A 19,830-nucleotide genomic window follows, 5' to 3' on the forward strand; every position below is an offset into this window, starting at 1 on the left:
GGGTGCCCAGACTGGTGCCGGCAGACGATCGGGAGAAGGAGCCAGTGGTGAGCACACCGCGGTACTGCATCATCGGGGCCGGCGCGGCCGGACTCGCCGCGCTGCGCGTGCTCGGCGCGCACGGCATCGACGTCGACTGTTTCGAGCGGTCGGACCGGGTCGGCGGGCACTGGCACACCGACTACGAGTCGCTGCACCTGATCACCTCCCGCGACCTGTCCGGGTTCGCCGGTGATCCGATGCCGCCCGACTACCCGGTCTACCCGAGCCGCGCGCAGATGGTCGACTACATCGAGTCCTTCGCCGACCGGCACGGGCTCCGCGAGAAGGTCACCTTCGGCACGACCGTGACCGAGGTGCGGCCGCGCGGTGAGCGGGGCAGCGACGGGTGGACGGTGACCACCGACGACGGCACGGTCCGCGACTACGACGCGGTGCTGATCGCCAACGGGCACCTCACCGACCCGCGCATCCCCGCCTTCGCCGGCGAGTTCACCGGGCACCAGGTCCACTCGGCGGACTACCACGACGCCTCCGACATCCAGGGCACCCGGGTGCTGGTGGTGGGCGCCGGCAACTCGGGGTGCGACCTGGCGGTCGATGCCGCGCACGCGCGGCTCGACGCGCACGTCTCGGTGCGATCGGGGCAGGTGTTCCAGCCGAAGGCGCTGCTCGGCCGGCCGCGGGCCGAACTGCGCTGGCCGTCCTGGCTGCCGGACACGGCGCGGGAGCGGATCACCAGGGCGATGGTGCGCATCGCGGTCGGCGCGCCCACCTCCTACCGCGGGCTGCAGGCGCCGCTGACCGAGAACCTGAACAAGCAGCGACCGGTGGTCAACTCGCTGCTGCCGTACTGGATCCAGCACGGCAGGATCACCGCCCGGCCCGGGATCGAGAGGTTCGCCGGCCGCACCGTCCACTTCACCGACGGCAGCTCCGGCGAGTTCGACACCGTGCTGTGGGCGACCGGGTTCCACACCTCACTGCCGTTCCTCGACCGCGGGCTGCTGACCTGGCGGGACGGGGTGCCGCTGCGGGTGGCCGGGCTGACGGTGCCGGTCGGCACCGAGAACCTCTACCTCATCGGTCTCGCCGCGCCCCGCGGCCCGCAACTCCCCGTGTACTCGGCGCAGGCCGAGCTGGTGGCCCGATTCCTGCAGCACGGACGGCCGGTGTCGGCCGCACTCGCCGCGCAACAGACCCCCGACTCCCGCATCGACATCATCCGCAAGGAGTGGCAGCAGCAGATGGACCACACCCACCGCTACCTCGACCGGTTACCGGCCGCGCCGGCCCCGACCCGGCAGCAGGTGGCAGCCCGATGAGCGCCCTCGTGCTCGACGAGATGCCGCGCCGGCTTGTCGGGCGGGTGGCACTGGTCACCGGTGCCGCGCGTGGCCAGGGTGCGGCGCACATCGAACGCCTCGCCGCCGAGGGGGCGCGGGTGTTGGCCTGCGACGTGCTGGACACCGAGGGCGAGGCGACCGCCGCGGCGCTGCGGGAGGAGGGACTCGACGTCACCTACCGGCGCCTGGACGTCACCTCCGCCGCCGACTGGGCGGGCGCGATCGCCGAGGTGACCGAGCGGTACGGCCGCCTGGACGTGCTGGTCAACAACGCCGGCATCATCCACGTCGCACCGATCCTGGAGCAGAGCGAGCAGGACTGGCAGCGCACGCTGACCGTCAACACCACCGGTCCGCTGCTCGGCATCCAGGCCGCGGCGCCGCTGCTGATCACGGCCGGCGGCGGGTCGGTGATCAACACCGCGTCGATCTTCGGGGTGGTCGGCGCCGTGGGGTACGTCGCCTACACGGCCAGCAAGGGTGCCCTGCTGGCGTTGACGAAGACCGCGGCCCTCGAGCTCGCCCCGCACGGGATCCGGGTCAACGCGCTGGTCCCGGGCGGGGTCAGCACCCCGATGAACGAGCACGAGAAGGAGGGTGGGGTCATCCCGCAGACCCCGTTGGGGCGGCGCGCCCACGTCAGCGAGATCGCCGCGGTGGTGGCGTTCCTCGCCTCCGACGACGCGCGGTTCGTGACCGGGACCGAGATCGTGGTGGACGGCGGCTTCCTCGCGCACTGATCACTGGTGACCGCACATCCGGCGGCCCGGGCGGAACGTAGGCGGATCGGGTGCGGTGGGCCACGTGCGACGTGGCGGGTGGCAGCGGATCCAGGGGATCGGAGCGCCGGCGCAAGAACCTGTGTGGTGCCCCCGGTCAGACTCGAACTGACACTACGCGGGTTTTGAATCCGCTTCCTCTGCCAATTGGGATACGGGGGCAGGGTCCGCGCTGCGGACCGGCACCGATCCTATGGCATGTGCCGACGCCGTTTCCCGCCCCGCGGACCGGCCGGCGCACGACCTCCGATCGCGGCCTGCCGCCCCCGCATCGGGCCTGCCACCACGGCCCGGATTCCGCCCACGGCTGACTGTGATCAAGCCGGGTGTGATCAACGCCGTACCTCTCACCTGCGGCGTCGGTCACGTAGAGCGATCAGCTGTCATGCGGGGGACACATGGCCTGGGTAGGCTCTTGCCGCCACGTGGGGCCGAGAAGCGGTCCCGCGTCGACATTGCCGGGAGGTAGCCGATGGCGGCACCGCGTCGCGTGCTCATTGCCGAGGACGAAGCGCTGATCAGACTCGATCTGGCGGAGATGCTCACCGAAGAGGGTTTCGAGGTCGTCGGTCAGGCGGCCGACGGCGAGGAGGCGGTCACCATGGCCGGCTCGCTCAAGCCCGACCTGGTGATCATGGACGTCAAGATGCCCAAGAAGGACGGCATCGACGCTGCGGCGGAGATCGTGTCGGACCAGATCGCCCCGGTGGTGATGCTGACCGCGTTCTCGCAGCGGGATCTGATCGAGCGGGCCAGGGATGCCGGAGCGATGGCCTACCTGGTGAAGCCCTTCAACCAGGCGGACCTGCTGCCGGCCATCGAGCTGGCGGTCGCCCGCTACGCCGAGATGGTCCAGTTGCGGGAAGAGGTGGCCGACGTGTCGGCGCGCCTGGAGACCCGCAAGCTCATCGACCGGGCCAAGGGCCTGTTGATGACGAATCAGAAGATGACGGAGCCCGAGGCGTTCCGCTGGATCCAGCGCACCGCGATGGACCGGCGCACCTCGATGCAGGTCGTCGCCCAGGCGGTCCTGGACGGACTGGGCGCGAAGTCCTCCTGAGTCGTTCACTCGTCCGGGGCGCCCGCCGGCGCCCCGGACGACGGTTCGACGTCCCCTCCGTCCGCCTCGTCACGCGGGCCGCCGTGGGTCACGCGCGTACTGCCTGCCTGCAGGTGACGGCTGTCCTCCGTTCTCCTGCGTAGCCTCGACCCTCTCGGGCGTCGGTCGGTCCCCGGAACCCGCCTTGTTCTGCTGCCGACAGATCCCTCCCGTCGTGCCGGCTTCACCCGCGCCGCCCGGCGCCCGCCGGAGCAGATCCGCAACAGCTCCCCGTGCCGGATGCGCTGACGATCTTCCCGTCGACACCCGCGTTGCGCCCGGAATCCTCGCTCGGAACGATTCGAGCCGGAGAACTTCCGGGGGACGACAGCCGCTGCCGTCCGATGCCCGGGTGCCGGAGCGGCCGTTCGGCTCCGGTCCACCTGTGCGACAGCCGTCGCCGAACGCCGATCCGACACGCTGATCGTTGCGTGTCCCGCAACACGTAAGCATTTTTGTCACGATTTCGGTACTTCCGCTGGGTTGTTGCTGTGCAGGGCGGTGTCCGTGGGGTTAGCCTCACGCCACCCGCCGGACAGGTCTCGAAACCCTGGGCTTCATTCGCCAGCCCGACTGTGTTGCAACGCGTTCGGATTGCTCGAACGGGTTAACCAAGGGGAAACAAACGTGCGTCAAGCTTCCGCCAGTCCGTCGATCGGTACCCCGGTCGACGGTCGGCGGCACCCGTGTGCTAAGCGCGGGTTCGCTCGGCATGCGGGGAAGAACCCGGGACACCGACCGTCCGGGTAGGGCACGCAACACCAGCATCTGTGACACCCCGGCCGCTGCGCCTGGCAGCGGCCGGATTCCGATGAGGAGGAGCTTTGCGAACTCGTTCGATCACCCGCGTGGTGGCCGCTGGTGCGGCCCTCGCGCTGGCGCTGTCCGGCTGTGCCAGCAGCAGTGATTCCGGCGGCACGTCGTCCGGCGGCGGTGCGGCGACCAGTGGTGGCGCCACCGGTGGCGGCGGCGGCACCGGCAAGACCGTCGTGGTCTCGTCCGATCTGCCGCTGCAGGGCAGCTCCGCCTCGCAGTCCGAGTCGACCAACGAGCTGATCAAGCTCTACCTGGAGCAGCAGGGCTACAAGGCCGGCGACTACTCCATCGAGTTCAAGCCCTACGACGACTCGACCGCCGCCAAGGGCGCCTGGGACGAGGCCGCCTGCGCGAAGAACGCCGCCGACCACGTCGCGAACGAGAACGAGGTCGCCGTCATGGGCACCTTCAACTCGGGCTGCGCGAAGATCGAGGTCCCGACCCTGAACCAGGGCAACCTGCTGATGGTGTCGCACGCCAACACCAACCCCGGCCTGACCAAGGCCTGGGAGACCGGCGAGCCGGAGAAGTACTTCCCGTCCGGCAAGCGCACCTACGCCCGCGTGGTGACCACCGACGACTTCCAGGGCACCGCCGCCGCAGCCTTCGCCAAGGAGGACCTGAAGGTCACCAAGTGCTTCATCCTCAACGACAACCAGACCTACGGCCTGGGTGTCGCGAAGGCCTTCACCGATGCCGCCAAGGCCCAGGGCATCGAGATCGTCGGCGAGGAGGCCTGGGACGTCAAGCAGCCGAGCTACACCGCCCTGTACCAGGAGGCCAAGTCCGCCGGTGCCGACTGCATCTACCTGGGTGGCATCTACGACAACAACGGTGGCCAGCTGATCAAGGACAAGGTTGCCGTCCTCGGTGACAACAAGACCGTGAAGCTGCTCGGCCCCGACGGCTTCACCGGCTACGACGACCTGCTGGCGCTGCCGGAGGCCGAGGGCATGTACCTCACCTTCGCCGGCCTGACCACCGACCAGCTGATCGAGCAGGACGGCCCGGGCAAGGCGCTGATCGAGGCCTACACCGCCAAGTTCGGGAAGGCCCCGACCGGCAACTACCCGCTGTACGGCGTCGCCGCGATGCAGGTCATCCTGGCCGCCATCGCCGCCTCCGACGGCACCCGGGAGAGCGTCAACAACGCCGTGTTCTCCGGTGAGGGCATCACCATCCCCGAGGCCGACTCGGTCACCGGCAAGGAGATCAAGATCGACCCGGCGACGGGCGACACCAGCGCGAAGGACATCACCGTCGAGCTGGTGACCGGCGGCAAGGAGACCTTCTTCAAGGCCCAGTCCATCGAGTAGTCGTCCCTGACATCAGAAGTTCGCCGATGCCCGGGCCGGGAGTACCGACTCCCGGCCCGGGCATCGGCGCTTCCGCCCGGTCCACGTTCGACAACAGCCGGTCCCGCCTGCGTGGCGCAGGTTCGTCCGGAGAAGGGCCTTTGAAGACATGACCACACTCGCAGCCGGGGGGACCAGCCGGAAGGCCAAGGTCCGGGTGGGCCCCTTGGTCGAACGCATACTCGGGCTGGCGGTGCTCGCCCTGGGCATCGTCTGGGTCGCCGCCAACCTGATCGACGATCCTTCGCGGTTCGCGGCCTCCGGTCTGACCGGACTGAAGAACGGTGCGCTGTACGCGCTCATCGCCCTCGGCTACACCATGGTGTACGGCATCATCGAGCTCATCAACTTCGCCCATGGCGACCTGTTCATGCTGGCCACCATCGTCTCGGCGAACGTGATGGTGAACATCTTCGGGGTCAACAACCTCGGTGTCGCCACCCTGCTGCCGCTGCTGATCACCCTGGCCGTGGCGATGGCGTTCGGTGCCTTCATCAACGTCTCCGCTGAGTTCCTGGCGTACCGGCGTCTCCGGTCGGCGCCGAAGCTCGCCCCGCTGATGACCGCGGTCGGCCTGAGCTTCGTCTTCCGCGGCATTGCCCAGCAGGACTACATCAACGGTTCCGCGCCGAAGAACTGGCCGATCGTCTGGGGCGGTCCGCAGTACGGCGGCGTGTACATCTACCAGCTGCTGCTGGTGTTCGGCGTCACGGTGCCGCTGCTGCTGATCATGACCTGGATCGTCGGATACACGAAGCGCGGCAAGGCGATGCGCGCCGTCGCCCAGGACCAGGACGGTGCCCGGCTGATGGGCATCAACGTGAACGGCACCATCTCGTTCACCTTCGCACTGGGCGGCGCCCTCGCCGGTGCGGCCGGTCTGCTGTTCTTCCTGGTGCAGTCGCAGACCTTCTACGACACCGGCACGCAGCTCGGCCTGATCGCCTTCACCGCGGCGGTGCTGGGCGGTATCGGCAACCTGGTCGGCGCCGTCGTCGGCGGGCTGATGATCGGCATCATCCAGGCGATCAACGAGGGCGGGTCCTTCGGGCTCGGCCAGGCCTGGTCGCAGACCGTCATCTTCATCATCCTGATCATCTTCATGGTCTTCAAACCCGAGGGCATCTTCGGCCGGCGCACCACAGAGAAGGTGTGAGACCCATGGCCACTCCCACCCTCTCCCGCCCTTCGCGCAACCTCAGCCGGTTCAGCTGGCCCGTCGGCTTCGTGGTCGTGATCATCGGCCTGTTCATCATCTACCACTCGGTGCTGCCGGCCCTGATCCCGAGCATCGGCGAGAACGTCCGGGCCTGGCTGCCGGTCGCGACCCTCAACGAGTCGCTGATGTGGGTCATCATGGCCCTGGGACTCAACGTTGTCGTCGGCTACGCCGGCCTGCTCGACCTGGGTTACGTGGCGTTCTGGGCCCTCGGCGGCTACACCGCCGGCTGGCTGATGGCGGCGCCGTTCAACTGGACCTGGAACTTCTCGCTGATGTCGTCGATCACGACACCTGGCACGCACGTGAACTTCTGGTTCGTGATCATCATCGCCGGCGTGCTGTGCGCGATCCTGGGCATCATCATCGGTGCGCCCACGCTCCGGCTGCGCGGCGACTACCTGGCCCTGGTCACCCTGGGCTTCGGCGAGGTCATCAGCCAGTTCTTCCGCAACAGCAACGACATCGCCGGCTTCAACCTGGCCGGCGGCGACGGTGGCATCTCCATCGTCGACCCGATCGGCACCGGCTTCTTCACCTACCTCGGTGTGCCGAAGACACTGCTGAACAATCCGAACGACAACGTCTACAAGATCCTGGTGCTCGGCCTGCTGGTAGGGGTCTGCCTGTTCATCTCGCTGCGCATCCGCGAGGGCCGGCTCGGCCGGGCCTGGCTGGCCATCCGCGAGGACGAACTGGCCGCCTCGATGATGGGTGTGCCGCTGGTGCGCGCCAAGCTGTCCGCGTACGCGGTCGGCGCCTTCTTCGGTGGTATCGGCGGTGTCGCGAACGCCTCGGCGATCACCGGCAACGTCGCACCCGCCAGCTTCGACTTCGGCAAGTCGGTGCTGGTGCTGCTGATGGTCGTGCTCGGCGGCATGGGCAACGTCTGGGGCGTCACGATCGGTGCGTTCCTGCTGGCCTGGCTCAACGGCAACGGGCTCAAGCAGATCGGCGTGCAGCTGGACGAGTGGTTCGGCACCTCGCTGGAGGGTGTGCTGCCGCGCTACAACTACATCATCCTCGGCGTTCTGCTGGTGCTGATGATGTTGTTCAGACGTGAGGGACTGATACCCGAGAAACGCACCAAGGCGTTGATGAGCACGCCCAACCGGACGGAGATGGAGTCCGTCGGCGCGGACATCACCGAGGCCGAGGCGGAGACCGAGGCCATGGAGGCCACCTCCGCCGAGGAGGAGGCGGCGATCGCCGCGTCCGCGGTCGCGGTCAGTCCGACTTTGGCCGAGGACAGCGTGCCGGCCGAGGAGACCCCCGATCTGCGGAAGGGAGACCAGTCATGAGCGCCCCTGCCACTCCGGCGCTGACCGGGGACGCTGCGGTCGACAACGTGCTCTACGCCGACCACATCACCATCCGGTTCGGCGGACTCGTTGCGGTGAACGACGTCTCGTTCACCATTCCGCCACGGTCGGTGATCTCGCTGATCGGCCCGAACGGCGCCGGGAAGACCACGTTCTTCAACGTGATCACCGGCCTGTACGAGCCGACCGAGGGCACCGTGTTCCTCGAAGGCGAGGACATCACCATGGTCAAGCCGCACAAGCGGGCCGCCATGGGTCTGGCCCGCACGTTCCAGAACATCCGACTCTTCGGCCTGATGACGGCCGAGGAGAACGTGATGGTGGCGATGCACCCGCACCTGAAGTCCGGGATCATCTCCACGGTGCTGCGCACCCCGGGGCAGCGGCGCGAGGAGCGCGAGGCGCGGGACACGGCACGGGAACTGCTGCAGTACGTGGGCATCGGCAAGTCCGAGGGCGAGCTGGCCCGCAACCTGTCCTACGGCGACCAGCGCCGGCTGGAGATCGCCCGGGCGATGGCGCTGCGACCCAAGGTGCTGCTGCTCGACGAGCCGACCGCCGGCATGAACCCGCAGGAGTCGCAGCAGTTCAACGACTTCGTCTACCGGGTGCGTGACGAGAAGGGGATCTCGGTCCTGCTCATCGAGCACGACATGTCGGTGATCATGAAGATCAGCGAGCGGATCACCGTGCTGGACCGCGGCACGATGATCGCCGAGGGCACGCCGGACGACATCCGCAACAACCAGCAGGTCATCGAGGCCTACCTCGGCAAGACCGGCACCCGGGAAGGGAAGCGGCTGGCATGACAACAGCACCCAGCGAGAACGTCGCCCCGGTCCGGGGTGCCGGCAAGGATGTCGTGCTGCAGCTCGACGACCTGTCGGTCAGCTACGGCAACATCGCGGCGGTCAAGGGCCTGTCGATGACCGTCTACACCGGTGAGATCGTCTGTCTGATCGGGTCGAACGGTGCCGGGAAGTCCACGACGCTGCGCACCATCTCGGGCCTGCTCAAGCCCAAGCACGGTGACGTGGTGTTCAAGGGGCGCAAGATCAACGGCATCCCGGGGCACGAGGTCGTCAAGCTCGGCATCTGCCAGTCGCCGGAGGGTCGGAAGATCTTCCAGCGGATGACGGTGTCGGAGAACCTCGACCTCGGCGCGTTCACCCGGAACGACACCGAGCAGATCGCGCAGGACCGGGAGCGGGTGCTGGAACTGTTCCCGCGGTTGCGGGAGCGGATCAACCAGAAGGCCGGCACCATGTCCGGCGGCGAGCAGCAGATGCTCGCGGTCGCCCGGGCGCTGCTCGGCAACCCGAGCCTGCTCCTGCTGGACGAGCCGTCCATGGGTCTGGCCCCGGTGCTGGTCGACGTCATCTTCGAGACGATCCAGACCATCCGGGACCAGGGCACCACCGTGCTGCTGGTCGAGCAGAACGCCCTCGCGGCCCTCGAGATCGCGGACTACGCCTACGTTCTCGAGTCCGGTCACCTCAACATGGAGGGCCCGGCAGCACAGTTGCTCAACGACGACTCCGTCGCCGCCGCCTACCTTGGCGGCTGATCCACGCTCTGCCCGGAGGGGCGCGGACCGGTTCGCCGGCCCGCGCCCCTCCGCCGTTTTCCCCACCCCCCGCCTGGCGCGAGGATCATCATCGCCTGCGCGTAGGAAGTTGGCGAGATTGGGACTGATGGTGCAGGAGTCGCCACTTTCGTACGCGCATCGGATGATGATCCTCGCGCGGGGTGGGGCTCCGGGGTCAGGGGCGGCCGAGGGCGATGCGGGTGCGGGCGCGCTCGACGAAGCGCGGGTCGTGGGAGGCGGCGAGGACGCAGCGGCCGGCAGCGGTCTCGGCGAGCAGTACCCGCACCACCCGGTCCGCGGACGCCTCGTCCTGCTGGGAGGTGGGCTCGTCGAGGATCAGCACCGGGGCGGCGGACACCAGGCAGCGGGCGAGCGAGACCCGTTGCCGCTCGCCGCCGGACAGCTTGTGCACCGGCTGGTCCAGCAGCGGGGTCAGCGCCAGGCGGTCCGCCTGCCTCTCGATCCCGTCCGCACCTGCGCTCCGCACGGTGGCGGTCAGCTGCAGGTTCTCCCGGACGGTCAACGGCTCGACCAGCGAGGCCCGCTGCGGCGCGACCGTGACCCAGCGGCGCCGGTGCTCCGCCCGCGCGGCCCGGTCCATGCCCGACCAGTCCGCGCCGCCGGTCGACACCCGACCGGCCACCGGGTCCAGCAGGCCGGCCCCGATCGCCAGCATCGTCGACTTCCCGGACCCGGACGGTCCGGTGACGACGGTCCAGTCGCCGGACCGGATGTCGAGCCGTAGACCGTCGAACAGCACCCTGCTGCCGAAGCCCGCGGTCACCGCGTCGTAGGACAGCAGCACCGTGCCGTGCAGATCGGCGGGCAGGTGGGCGATCTCGGTCGGATCGGCGACCGGTGCGTCGACTGCGGGGATCGGCGGGGGTGCGACCACCGGGCGATCGGTGACGGTCAACCGCACGCCGGCCGGCTCCGGCTCGGCCACCATCCCGGGTACCACCGCGCCGGAGAGCATCTCGGGCGGGATCCGGATCCAGCCGCGGCTGTCCGGCACCTGTTCCACCACGTCCCGGCCTGGTATCCACTGCTCCGCGATCCGGCCGTCCCGCACCCGCACCCCGCGGTCGGCGAAGGCATCGGCGCGGGGGTCGTGGCTGACCAGGACCAGACTGGTGCCACCGGCTGCGATCTCGGAGAGGAGTCGGTACACCTCGTGCGCCGACTCCTCGTCGAGCTCGCCGGTCGGTTCGTCCGCCAACAGCAGGCTCGGCCGGTGGGCGACGGCGGCGCAGATCGCCACCCGCTGAGCCTCGCCGCCGGACAGATCGGCCACCCGGCGACCGGCCAGGTGCTCCAGCCCGAGCTCCGAGAGTGTCTGGACGGCAGCGGCTGTCGCGGTCGACGCGGACCGCCCGGTGATCCGCAGCTGCAGGGCGACGTTCTCCGGCACGGTCCGCTCGGGGAGCAGGCTGCGCCGGGCGTGCTGGTCGATGAAGCCCACGGAGGCCGCCCGCCAGCGTCGGCGCGCCGCCGTCGACATGCGGTGCAGGGCGGTGCCGGACACCACGACATCGCCGGCGGCGACGGCCTGCTCGCCGGTGATCACCCGCAACAATGTCGACTTGCCGGATCCGTTCGGCCCCTGCACCAGCAATCGCTCGCCGGCGTCCACCGTCAGGTCGGCGCCGCGCAACGCCATCACGTTCCCACCCGCGCCTTCGAAGGCGACGAACGCGTCCCGCACCATGACGATCGGTGCGCTGCGGACAGCCGGGATCCGGTCGGTGTCGGGGCTGGTCGTGGCGGGGCTCATCGCAGGTCCATCTCGGGAGCACGGGGGAGCCGACCGCGGAAGGCGGTGAGGGCGGCAACACCGGCGGTCAACGCGCAGCCGACGAGCGCCGACCCCACCACCACGAGCACCACCGGCGCCGGCACCACCAGTCGCAGTGGCGGCACCACCGGCCCGCCGGCGGCCCCGGTGACCAGCAGGTGCAACGCCACCGCGGTGAGCGCCACGCCGCCGAGCACCCCGAGCGGGATGCCCAGCAGCAGGGTGATCGTCGACCGGGTCAGCAGGACCAACCGCAGTCGGCCGCCGGTCAGCCCGTCCAGCTCGAGGGCGTGGTGGTCGGCGGCGGACTCGTCCAGGTCGGCCCGCACCGCCGCCGCGGCCGCGATGAGCGCCAGCAGCAGTGCGATCACACCCGACAGCACCAGCAGGTCCAGTGACCGGACCGCGACCGGGTCCTGCTCGATCGCCCCGAGCACCACCGAGCGGTACGCCACCGTCGCCGCCGCCGCGCCGGAGGTGTCGATCGCGGCCTGCACCGCGGCGAGCTCATCGGCCGGCGCGCCGATCCAGACCTGCGTGACCGCAGCGGTTCCGGGAGCGGTCCGGTCGAGGATCGCCGTGGCGGCAGAGCGGTCGGCGATGAGGTACGTGGTGCCCAGGGCGGGCAGTCGGGGGAGCACACCGACGATCCGGACCGGGATCGCGACACCGTTGACGGTGACGCCGAACTCGCCGGAACCCCCGGCCCGGGCAGCGGTCGCCGGGTCGGTGAGCACAGGGATCGGGGTCAGGTCGGTGCGGGGCACGAAATCGGGCGTGAGGACCACACGGTTGTCGCCGACCTGGTAGTGCACCCGCATTCCGGTGGCGCCGGCCTCGACGTCCGCCTCGTCCGAACCCCAGCCCGCCCAGGACAACCCGAGGTCGGCACCGCCGGCCCGCACCGTGGTGAAGGTGAGGTCCCCGGTGGCCAGGGCGCGATCGCTGTCCCCCTCGCCGACGCCGTGCTGGCGGTGCATGAGATGCGCGTCGGACTCGGAGATCTCGATGGCACGGATGGTGAGCGGGCCGGCGATGTCGAGTGCGCTGCTCAGCCGGTCGCCGTTGCGCTGCAGCGCGATCCCGCGTTCCCGACCCTCGGTGGTCGCCACCCACACCCGCACCGTGATGTCGTCGTTCGCCCCGGCGACCTGCAGGACCAGCGTGCTGGATCCGGCCGGGACCGGGGTGCCGGGGGTGAGGCCGGTGGCGGTGATCCGACTCGCGAGTTCCGCGGGGGCGTCGTCGGATCCGGTGACCGGGCCGAACTCGTGCATCTCCGTCAGGACGGCCGGATCGATCCCCACCAGGGGGACCGACGAGGCGAGAGTGGTTCCGGCGAAGGCGGTCACCGACGAGCTGACCACCGGCCGGATCACCGCACCTGGGGCCGCCGCGACGAGGCCGGTGGTGTCCAGCGCGTCCAGCGGCACGCTCACCCCGGCGCTGGGCGTGATCCGTACGTCGAGCGGCACCTGCGCGGCCGCCTGGTCCCGGGCGGACTGCTGCAGGCCTGCCCGGTCGGCACCGGCGAACATCAGCGAACAGCAGGCCGCGGCGAGGAACCCGGCGGTGACCATCGGCAGCAGCGGGCGGCGCCGCGCCGCGACGACGGCCACTTCGCGGACCGGTCCGGTCCCCGCCCGGCTCAACCGGGACACCAGTGCCAGCAACGGCGACCAGAGCCGGGCGGTGACCAGGCCGGTGGCCGAGGCGAGCAGCACCACGGCGCCGGTCGTCAGGGTTCCGTCGGCGGCCGCGCCACCGGTCAGCACCAGCACCGTCAGCCCCACGGCCAGCACTGCGACGCAGTCGAGCACCAGTCTGGTCGGGCGCACGGCCGAGTCCGGCCAGCGAACGGTGGCCACGGTGATGGCGATCGCCGCGACACCCAGCCAGACCAGGGTCGGCCAGGTGGCGTCGACCGCGTCGAGTGCCGCGGCGGACGGGTCCGCGACGATGCCGCGCCCGCGCAGGGCGGTGAGCAACGCCCCGGCGGCGGCACCGACCAGCAGGCCCACCAGCACCGCCGGCAGGGGTTGGAGGGACGTGGTGAGCAGGATCTGCCGCCACGACGCGCCTCGCCGGGTGAGCAGCCGACCGACCAGCTGACCGCGCCGGCGCAGCCCGGCGGCGACGACCACGCAGAAGCCGAGCTGCAGCACGCCGGCGGCCACCCCCAGGATGCGGAAGCGGTCGGCGCTCGCCGCAGCGCGGGCCGACGCATCCAGCACCGTGTCGGACGGCCAGGTGATCGTCAGCGGGCCCTGGGCCGCGCCGACGGTCTGCGAGATGCCGGCCAGGATGCGGTCGAATCCGGATGCCCCGATCGCGGCGACGGCGGCGCCGTCGAGGGTGCCGAACCAGGAGGTGGTGCGGCCGAAGAGATCGAGCGATGACAGGTCGCTGATCCCCGCCGGGTCGGTGCCGAGCAGGAGTGGCACGTCGGTGGAGATCAGCCGGGTTCCGGCCGGTCGGCCGTCGGTGAGGGTGCCGGTGCCGGTCACCACCAGGCCGAGATCCTTTTCCGCACCGGCGAAGTCGGCGATGGTGACCGGCGTGCTGCCGTCCGGGGCGGCGAGCGCGAGCACCTCGCAGCGGTCCGGCGTGCAGGTGGTCGGCAGGGTGCCGGAGTTGAGCCGGACCGCGCTGTCCAGTCCGGTGACGGCGCCGAGGGTGAAGTCGGCGCCGCCCACCGAGAGCTGGCGGAAGGTCAGCGCCTGCCGGACGTCGAGCAGTCCGGCGCCGGCGAATCCGCCGCGCACCGTCCGGTCGGTGGTCGACAGGTCCTGGTCGCGGAGATCGGTGGAGGTGACCGCCAGCACCGCCCGCGACGGCGCCGGCAGGGCGTCCACCGAGGTCCGGACCGCCGCGACCATGGCCTCGGTGCGCAGGCCGGCGGCGATCACCGGCAGCGCCGCGGCCACGGCCACGCCCAGTGCCAGCAGCAGCCAGCTGCCGGGGCGGTGTCGGAGGCCGGACCAGGCGAGCCCCGCCTCCAGTCTCATCCGATCTCCTCCCCGCCGCTTTGCACCGGACATCACCTGCAAGTGGTGTTGTACCTGGTGAGCTAGGAGCATAGCGACCCCGAAGGCGTGCGTCACCCGTTGTGGAGCAGCGGATCTTGTCCTTCTCAGACGCCGTTGTCGGCTATAGACTGCACCGGATCCGAGCCGGATCCGGTGCAGGAAGGTGCCCCATGGCCAGCGAGCTGATCGACGGCAGCGTGCTGCCGGTACGGGTCGCCGAGGAGCCGGTGCTCGAGTTCTGCAACACCGCCGCCGGGTGGCCCGCCCCGGAGACCGGGCCGCTGCCGGTCCCTGCGAAGGACTACCTCGTCGACGATGCCGCCATCGGCGTCTGGGCGCGCGTCAACGGGGTGCTGACCGTCGACGAGGAACAGACCTTCCGGGCGCGTGCCCGGAAGGCCCCGGGAGCCGCAGTGGCCGCCCGCCGGGACCTGGTCGACCTCCGGCAGTCGGTCTACGCCGTGCTGACCGGCGCCGAGCCCGGCCCCGCCGCCGATCACCTGCACCGCATGGTCACCACCGCGGTGCGGGACTCCGCCTACGTCCGGACCGCCGAGGGCGGTTGGGCCCTCGACGGCGGCGGCGACCCGCTACGGCTGCCGCTGCACCGGATCGCGCTGCTCGCCGACAGATTCCTCGCCGACCCCGGGCCGGCCGCGGTCGGCCGGTGCCCCGGTGAGGGGTGCGGCTGGCTGTTCCTGCACCAGGGCGGTCGGCGGCGCTGGTGCATCATGGCCGTCTGCGGTAACCGGGCGAAGTCCCGCCGGCGCTCCGACCGGCGTGGCCTCGTCCGCGAGAACCCCTTCGGGCTGGTCGGTCCGGCCGCGGGGCCGCAGGTAGAGCAGGACGACGGCGACCAGTAGCAGGCCACTGCCCAGCCCGGTCAGCAGGCCGAGCGGCTCCGCGAGCAGCACGACCGCGAGCACGCCCGCCGTGAGCGGCTCCCAGAGGGTCAGCACCGACGCCACGCTGCTCGGCACCGTGCGCAGACCGGCGTTGAAGAGGGCATAGGCGATCGCGGTGGTGGCCACCCCGATGTAGACGACGCCGAGGACGGAGCGGGTGTCGACGGCGGTCGGCACGATGCCCTGGGCCAGCGCCGCCGGCAGGATCACCACCGCTCCGACCACCGACATCGCAGTGGTCAGCACGCCGGCCGGCACCCCGGGATCCCCGGAGGCCAGCCGCTCGGACAGTACTGCGGTGGCGGCGTAGACGGTGCCCGAGCCGAGCGCCGCCACCAGACCCCAGCCCGGACTGGTCCCGGCGGTCTCCCCGTGATCCAGTCCGATCAGCAGCAGACCGGCCAGCGCGAGCACCAGCACCAGCTGCTGCCGGCGGCCGGGAGAACGCCGGTGGCGCAACGCCTCCCAGAGTGTGGTGAGCACCGGGGCGGTGCCCAGCGAGACCATGGTGGCGACCGAGACCCCGGACCACACCACGGACAGGAAGTAGAGCGCCTGGTAGACCGCCAGCCCGGCGCCGGCCAGCAACAGGCCGACCGGATGCCGCCGGGCGGCCTCGACCAGCCGTCCCAGGCGGGGGAGCGAGACGAGCAGCAGGGCCAGGGCGGAGACCACCAGCCGCCAGAAACCGATGGACAGGGCGCCCAGGCCGGTGTCGCGGTGGACCACCTGGACGACGACGCCGGTGGTGCCCCAGAGCACAGCGGCGAGGGTGACGAAGAGGAGCCCGGCGCGCGCCGGGGCCGGGGTGGGGGACATGACAGGTCCTCGAGGGGGGTGAGTGCGGGTCGGGACGGCACCGGACTCACGGCGCAGGCGTCAGCAACGCAGGCGCCTGTGCGCTCCGGTCAGGAGCGCGGGGGCGGCAGGATGCTGGGGCCGCCGGCGAACAGGCAGAGGACGGACATGCGGGGAGCGTACCGCCCCGGGCCCGGTCCTCAGGACCCCTCAGGACCCGGAACCGCCGAGCGCCGCCAGCGGCCGGTACAGGTTGGTCAGCCGGGCGGTGCAGATCGGCCGGCCCTGTTCGTCGGTGATCGCGATCGCCACGGTCGCCAGGGTGCGTCCCGCCTGCAGCACCGTGCCGCGGCCGGTGATCGTGCCGCCGGTCGCCGACCGGTGATGGGTGCAGTTCAGCTCGATCCCGACCGGGACGTGACCGGCCGGCGCCAGCAGCAGACCGAGGGTGGACCCGATCGACTCGGCCAGCACGGCGCTGGCGCCGCCGTGCAGCAGGCCGAACGGCTGCCGGTTCCCCTCGACCGGGAGGGTGGCCACGATCTCGGTGAGGCTCGCAGAGACGAACCGCATCCCCATCCGCTCACCCAGCTCGCCCGGTCGGGCGTTGAGTTCGCCGACCAGGTCGGGCGAGTGGGGATCGACCAGGCCGCCGGCCGCTTCCGTCACGTGTACCTCCGGGGTGTTCGGCCGTGGTGGCCATTGGATCGGCTGTCGACTCGTGCTCCGGCCGCCGCTGGGCTCCCTTGCCGTGGCCGGTCGGCTGTCGGTGTCTGACCCTAGACTCGGCCCGGTGATGGCGACCTCCACGACCACCCCCCGCCGGCGCAGCACCACCCCCGCCTCGACGCAGCCGACCCCGGCGGCCCCGCCGGCCGACGGCAGCCCGCTGCTGCTCCTGCTGGACGGTCACTCGCTGGCCTACCGGGCCTTCTTCGCGCTCCCGGTGGAGAAGTTCTCGACCACCACCGGCCAGCCGACCAACGCGGTCTACGGCTTCACCTCGATGCTGATCAACCTGCTGCGCGACGAGCGGCCGACGCATGTCGCGGTCGCCTTCGACCTGTCCCGGCAGACCTGGCGGCGCGAGGAGTACGCGGAGTACAAGGCCAACCGGAGCAGCTCGCCGACCGACTTCAAGGGGCAGGTGGAGCTGATCAAGGAGGTGCTGGTCGCCCTCCGCATCCCCAGCCTGACGGCGGAGAACTTCGAGGCCGACGACGTCATCGCCACCCTGACCACCCGCGCCGTCGCCGAGGACATGTCGATCCGGATCTGCACCGGCGACCGCGATGCGCTGCAGCTGGTCCAGGACAAGGTCACCGTGCTCTACCCCCGCAAGGGTGTCTCCGACATGGCCCGGTTCACCCCGGAGGAGGTCGAGTCGAAGTACGGGCTGACGCCGCTGCAGTACCCGGACTTCGCCGCGCTCCGGGGCGATCCCAGCGACAACCTGCCGGGCATCGCCGGGGTCGGCGAGAAGACCGCGGCGAAGTGGGTGCGGGACTTCGGGTCGCTCACCGAGTTGGTGGACCGGGTGGACGAGGTCGGCGGCAAGGTCGGGGATGCGTTGCGCGCCAACCTGTCCAACGTCCTGCAGAACCGCCGGCTCACCGAGCTGGTCCGGGACATCCCGCTGGACGTCGACCCGGTGGTCGACCTGAAGGCCCAGCCGTACGACCGCGAGGCCGTGCACAGCATCTTCGACAACCTGCAGTTCAAGGTGCTCCGGGAGCGGCTGCTGGAGACGTTCGAGCAGGCCGACGAGACGAGCACCGAGGGCTTCGAGATCGCCGGCGCCCGGCTGGCGGTCGGTGACGTCGCCGGATGGCTGGCCCGGCACGCCGCGGTCGGGCCGGTGGGTCTGACCGTGCGCGGGGTGTGGCGGCCGGGCGGTGGCGACGTGCACTCCATCGCCTTCGCCACCCAGGACGGCGAGGGGGCCGTCGTCGACGTCACGGCCCTCGACGAGTCGGACGACGCGGCCCTGGCCGGGTGGCTGGCCGACCCGGCCATCCCGAAGGTCGGTCACGACCTCAAGCCCGCGCTGAACGCCATCGCCGCCCGCGGCTGGACGCTGGAGGGCCTGGCCGACGACACCGCGCTGGCCGCCTATCTCGCGCTGCCCGGACAGCGCGCCTTCGATCTCGGCGACCTGGTGCAGCGCTACCTGCACCGCACCCTCGAGGCCGCCGGCCCCGAGCAGGACGACGCGCAGCCGGCGTTCTCCTTCGACGAGGACGGGTCCGAGCAGAAGGACCGCGCCGACATGGTGCAGGCCCGCGCCGTGCTCGACCTGGCGGCCGCGCTGGACACCCAGCTCGCCGAGGGCGGCCAGCAGCAGCGGCTGTTGACGGACATGGAGCTGCCGGTCATGCGGGTGCTGTCCCGCATGGAACGGACCGGGATCGCCGTCGACAGCGACTATCTCGCCGATCTGCACAGCACCTTCTCGACCGAGGCGACCACCGCGGCGCAGGCCGCCTACGCGGAGATCGGCAAGGAGGTGAATCTCGGATCGCCCAAACAGCTGCAGGTGGTGCTGTTCGACGAGCTGCAGATGCCGAAGACCAAGCGCACCAAGACCGGGTACACCACGGATGCCGACGCCCTCATCGCGCTGCACGAGCAGACCGGGCACCCGTTCCTCACGCACCTGCTGCGGCACCGGGACGTCACCAAGCTGAAGTCGACCGTCGAGGGGTTGCAGAAGGCGGTGGGCGACGACGGCCGGATCCACACCACGTACCTGCAGACGGTCGCCGCCACCGGCCGGCTGTCGTCCACCGAGCCGAACCTGCAGAACATCCCGGTGCGCACCGACGAGGGCCGGCTGATCCGCAAGGCGTTCATCGCCGGCGACGGCTTCGACAACCTGCTGACCGCCGACTACTCGCAGATCGAGATGCGGATCATGGCGCACCTGTCGGAGGACGAGGGTCTGATCGAGGCCTTCCGCTCCGGCGAGGACCTGCACACCGCGGTCGCGGCGATGGCCTTCTCCATCCCGACCGAGGAGGTGCACGGCGAGATGCGCCGGCGCATCAAGGCGATGAGCTACGGCCTGGCGTACGGGTTGTCGGCCTTCGGGCTGGCCGGTCAGCTGAAGATCCCGGTGGAGGAGGCGCGCGAGCAGATGAACGCCTACTTCGACCGCTTCGGCGGGATCCGGGACTACCTGCGGCGCACCGTCGACGTGGCGCGGCTCGACGGCTACACCGAGACGGTGTTCGGCCGGCGCCGGTACCTGCCCGACCTGACCAGTGACAACCGGCAGCGGCGGGAGCTCGCCGAGCGGGCCGCGCTGAACGCGCCGATCCAGGGCAGCGCCGCCGACATCATCAAGGTGGCGATGCTCGGTGCGCAGCGCCGGATCGACGAGGAGCAGCTGCGGTCGCGGCTGTTGCTGCAGGTGCACGACGAACTCGTCTGCGAGGTGGCGCCGGGGGAGCAGGAGCAGCTCACCGCGCTGCTCCGGGAGGAGATGGCCGGCGCCTACCAGCTCTCCGTCGAGCTCGACGTGTCCGTCGGGGTCGGGCGCAGCTGGGACGACGCCGCGCACTGATCCCGGTCGGGCGCAGTTGGGACGACGCCGCGCACTGATCCCACCCGTCGCCGGGGAAGGCGGCTGCCCTGCTCGCGTCGAGGGCGCGGTCGGGCTCCGGGCCCGGAGGGTGATGCTTCCCGATCGGGTGCGGTGGGCCACGTGCGACGTGGGGGGTGGCAACGGATCGGGCCTGAACGCATCGAGCCGGTGCATGGCACCCGGTGCCCGAGCG

At 70.9% G+C, this 19,830-nt stretch carries 13 protein-coding genes, 1 tRNA gene and 2 pseudogenes; 10 read left to right on the forward strand and 6 right to left on the reverse strand.

The genetic code is table 11. The features are described from left to right. The first annotated feature begins 47 nt into the window (after positions 1 to 47). Positions 48 to 1,325 carry a flavin-containing monooxygenase gene (locus tag GIS00_RS22715; protein WP_322098333.1) on the forward strand — a complete coding sequence of 426 codons (1,278 nt, stop codon included), beginning with the start codon at positions 48 to 50 and terminating at the stop codon, positions 1,323 to 1,325. Next, positions 1,322 to 2,086 (forward strand): SDR family NAD(P)-dependent oxidoreductase, encoded by a 765-nt coding sequence (locus tag GIS00_RS22720; RefSeq protein WP_230314006.1) that lies wholly within the window; start codon positions 1,322 to 1,324, stop codon positions 2,084 to 2,086. Before GIS00_RS22715 ends, GIS00_RS22720 begins: the two co-directional genes overlap by 4 nt. Positions 2,087 to 2,210: 124 nt before the next feature. Here GIS00_RS22720 and GIS00_RS22725 read toward each other — a convergent pair. Next, a tRNA-Leu gene (locus GIS00_RS22725) sits at positions 2,211 to 2,287 on the reverse strand. Between the two features lie 310 nt (positions 2,288 to 2,597). On the opposite strand from GIS00_RS22725, the gene GIS00_RS22730 reads away from it, so the two are divergent. The 6 genes from GIS00_RS22730 to GIS00_RS22755 all read left to right on the forward strand — a co-directional run bounded on the left by GIS00_RS22730 (position 2,598) and on the right by GIS00_RS22755 (position 9,503). Next, entirely contained in the window at positions 2,598 to 3,185 is a 588-nt protein-coding gene (locus tag GIS00_RS22730) for an ANTAR domain-containing response regulator (protein ID WP_154770741.1), read from the forward strand. 863 nt (positions 3,186 to 4,048) lie between these two features. After that, positions 4,049 to 5,356: a branched-chain amino acid ABC transporter substrate-binding protein gene (locus GIS00_RS22735; protein WP_154770742.1), complete on the forward strand. Its 1,308-nt coding sequence runs from the start codon at positions 4,049 to 4,051 to the stop codon at positions 5,354 to 5,356. A gap of 148 nt (positions 5,357 to 5,504) precedes the next feature. Then, the gene (locus GIS00_RS22740; RefSeq protein ID WP_154770743.1) at positions 5,505 to 6,551 is read left to right on the forward strand and encodes a branched-chain amino acid ABC transporter permease; all 1,047 of its coding nucleotides are present in this window, start codon (positions 5,505 to 5,507) and stop codon (positions 6,549 to 6,551) included. A gap of 5 nt (positions 6,552 to 6,556) precedes the next feature. Continuing rightward, positions 6,557 to 7,915, forward strand: a complete 1,359-nt coding sequence (locus GIS00_RS22745) for a branched-chain amino acid ABC transporter permease (protein ID WP_230314007.1) — start codon at positions 6,557 to 6,559, stop codon at positions 7,913 to 7,915. Then, positions 7,912 to 8,745, forward strand: a complete 834-nt coding sequence (locus GIS00_RS22750; RefSeq protein WP_154770744.1) for an ABC transporter ATP-binding protein — start codon at positions 7,912 to 7,914, stop codon at positions 8,743 to 8,745. The genes GIS00_RS22745 and GIS00_RS22750 overlap by 4 nt, the downstream gene beginning before the upstream one ends. Further along, a complete protein-coding gene (locus tag GIS00_RS22755) occupies positions 8,742 to 9,503 on the forward strand; it encodes an ABC transporter ATP-binding protein (RefSeq protein ID WP_154770745.1) in 762 nt (253 codons plus the stop codon). Before GIS00_RS22750 ends, GIS00_RS22755 begins: the two co-directional genes overlap by 4 nt. 196 nt (positions 9,504 to 9,699) lie before the next feature. Here the strand turns inward: GIS00_RS22755 and GIS00_RS29430 are convergent, their stop codons facing one another. From GIS00_RS29430 to GIS00_RS22765, 3 genes and pseudogenes are all read right to left on the reverse strand, one after another. Continuing rightward, positions 9,700 to 10,500, reverse strand: a complete 801-nt coding sequence (locus GIS00_RS29430; protein WP_407666915.1) for an ABC transporter ATP-binding protein — start codon at positions 10,498 to 10,500, stop codon at positions 9,700 to 9,702. A 285-nt stretch (positions 10,501 to 10,785) separates the two neighbouring features. Beyond that, a pseudogene (locus GIS00_RS29435) lies at positions 10,786 to 11,163 on the reverse strand (ATP-binding cassette domain-containing protein); the annotation flags it as partial. Between the two features lie 131 nt (positions 11,164 to 11,294). Next, positions 11,295 to 14,327 carry a hypothetical protein gene (locus tag GIS00_RS22765; protein WP_154770747.1) on the reverse strand — a complete coding sequence of 1,011 codons (3,033 nt, stop codon included), beginning with the start codon at positions 14,325 to 14,327 and terminating at the stop codon, positions 11,295 to 11,297. A gap of 530 nt (positions 14,328 to 14,857) precedes the next feature. Between GIS00_RS22765 and GIS00_RS29440 the strand changes: the two genes are divergently transcribed. After that, a complete protein-coding gene (locus tag GIS00_RS29440) occupies positions 14,858 to 15,211 on the forward strand; it encodes a CGNR zinc finger domain-containing protein (protein WP_154770869.1) in 354 nt (117 codons plus the stop codon). Here the strand turns inward: GIS00_RS29440 and GIS00_RS22775 are convergent. Both GIS00_RS22775 and GIS00_RS22780 read right to left on the reverse strand, forming a co-directional pair. Continuing rightward, a pseudogene (locus GIS00_RS22775) lies at positions 15,197 to 16,072 on the reverse strand (DMT family transporter); the annotation flags it as partial. The gene GIS00_RS29440 and the pseudogene GIS00_RS22775 overlap by 15 nt on opposite strands. A gap of 189 nt (positions 16,073 to 16,261) precedes the next feature. Further along, positions 16,262 to 16,720, reverse strand: a complete 459-nt coding sequence (locus GIS00_RS22780; RefSeq protein ID WP_322098334.1) for a PaaI family thioesterase — start codon at positions 16,718 to 16,720, stop codon at positions 16,262 to 16,264. 127 nt (positions 16,721 to 16,847) lie between these two features. Between GIS00_RS22780 and polA the strand changes: the two genes are divergently transcribed. Further along, positions 16,848 to 19,616 (forward strand): DNA polymerase I, encoded by a 2,769-nt coding sequence (gene polA, locus GIS00_RS22785; protein WP_154770748.1) that lies wholly within the window; start codon positions 16,848 to 16,850, stop codon positions 19,614 to 19,616. Positions 19,617 to 19,830: the final 214 nt, after the last annotated feature.

The organism is Nakamurella alba (genome assembly GCF_009707545.1).
In the GTDB taxonomy this organism is placed as follows: Bacteria; Actinomycetota; Actinomycetes; order Mycobacteriales; family Nakamurellaceae; genus Nakamurella; species Nakamurella alba.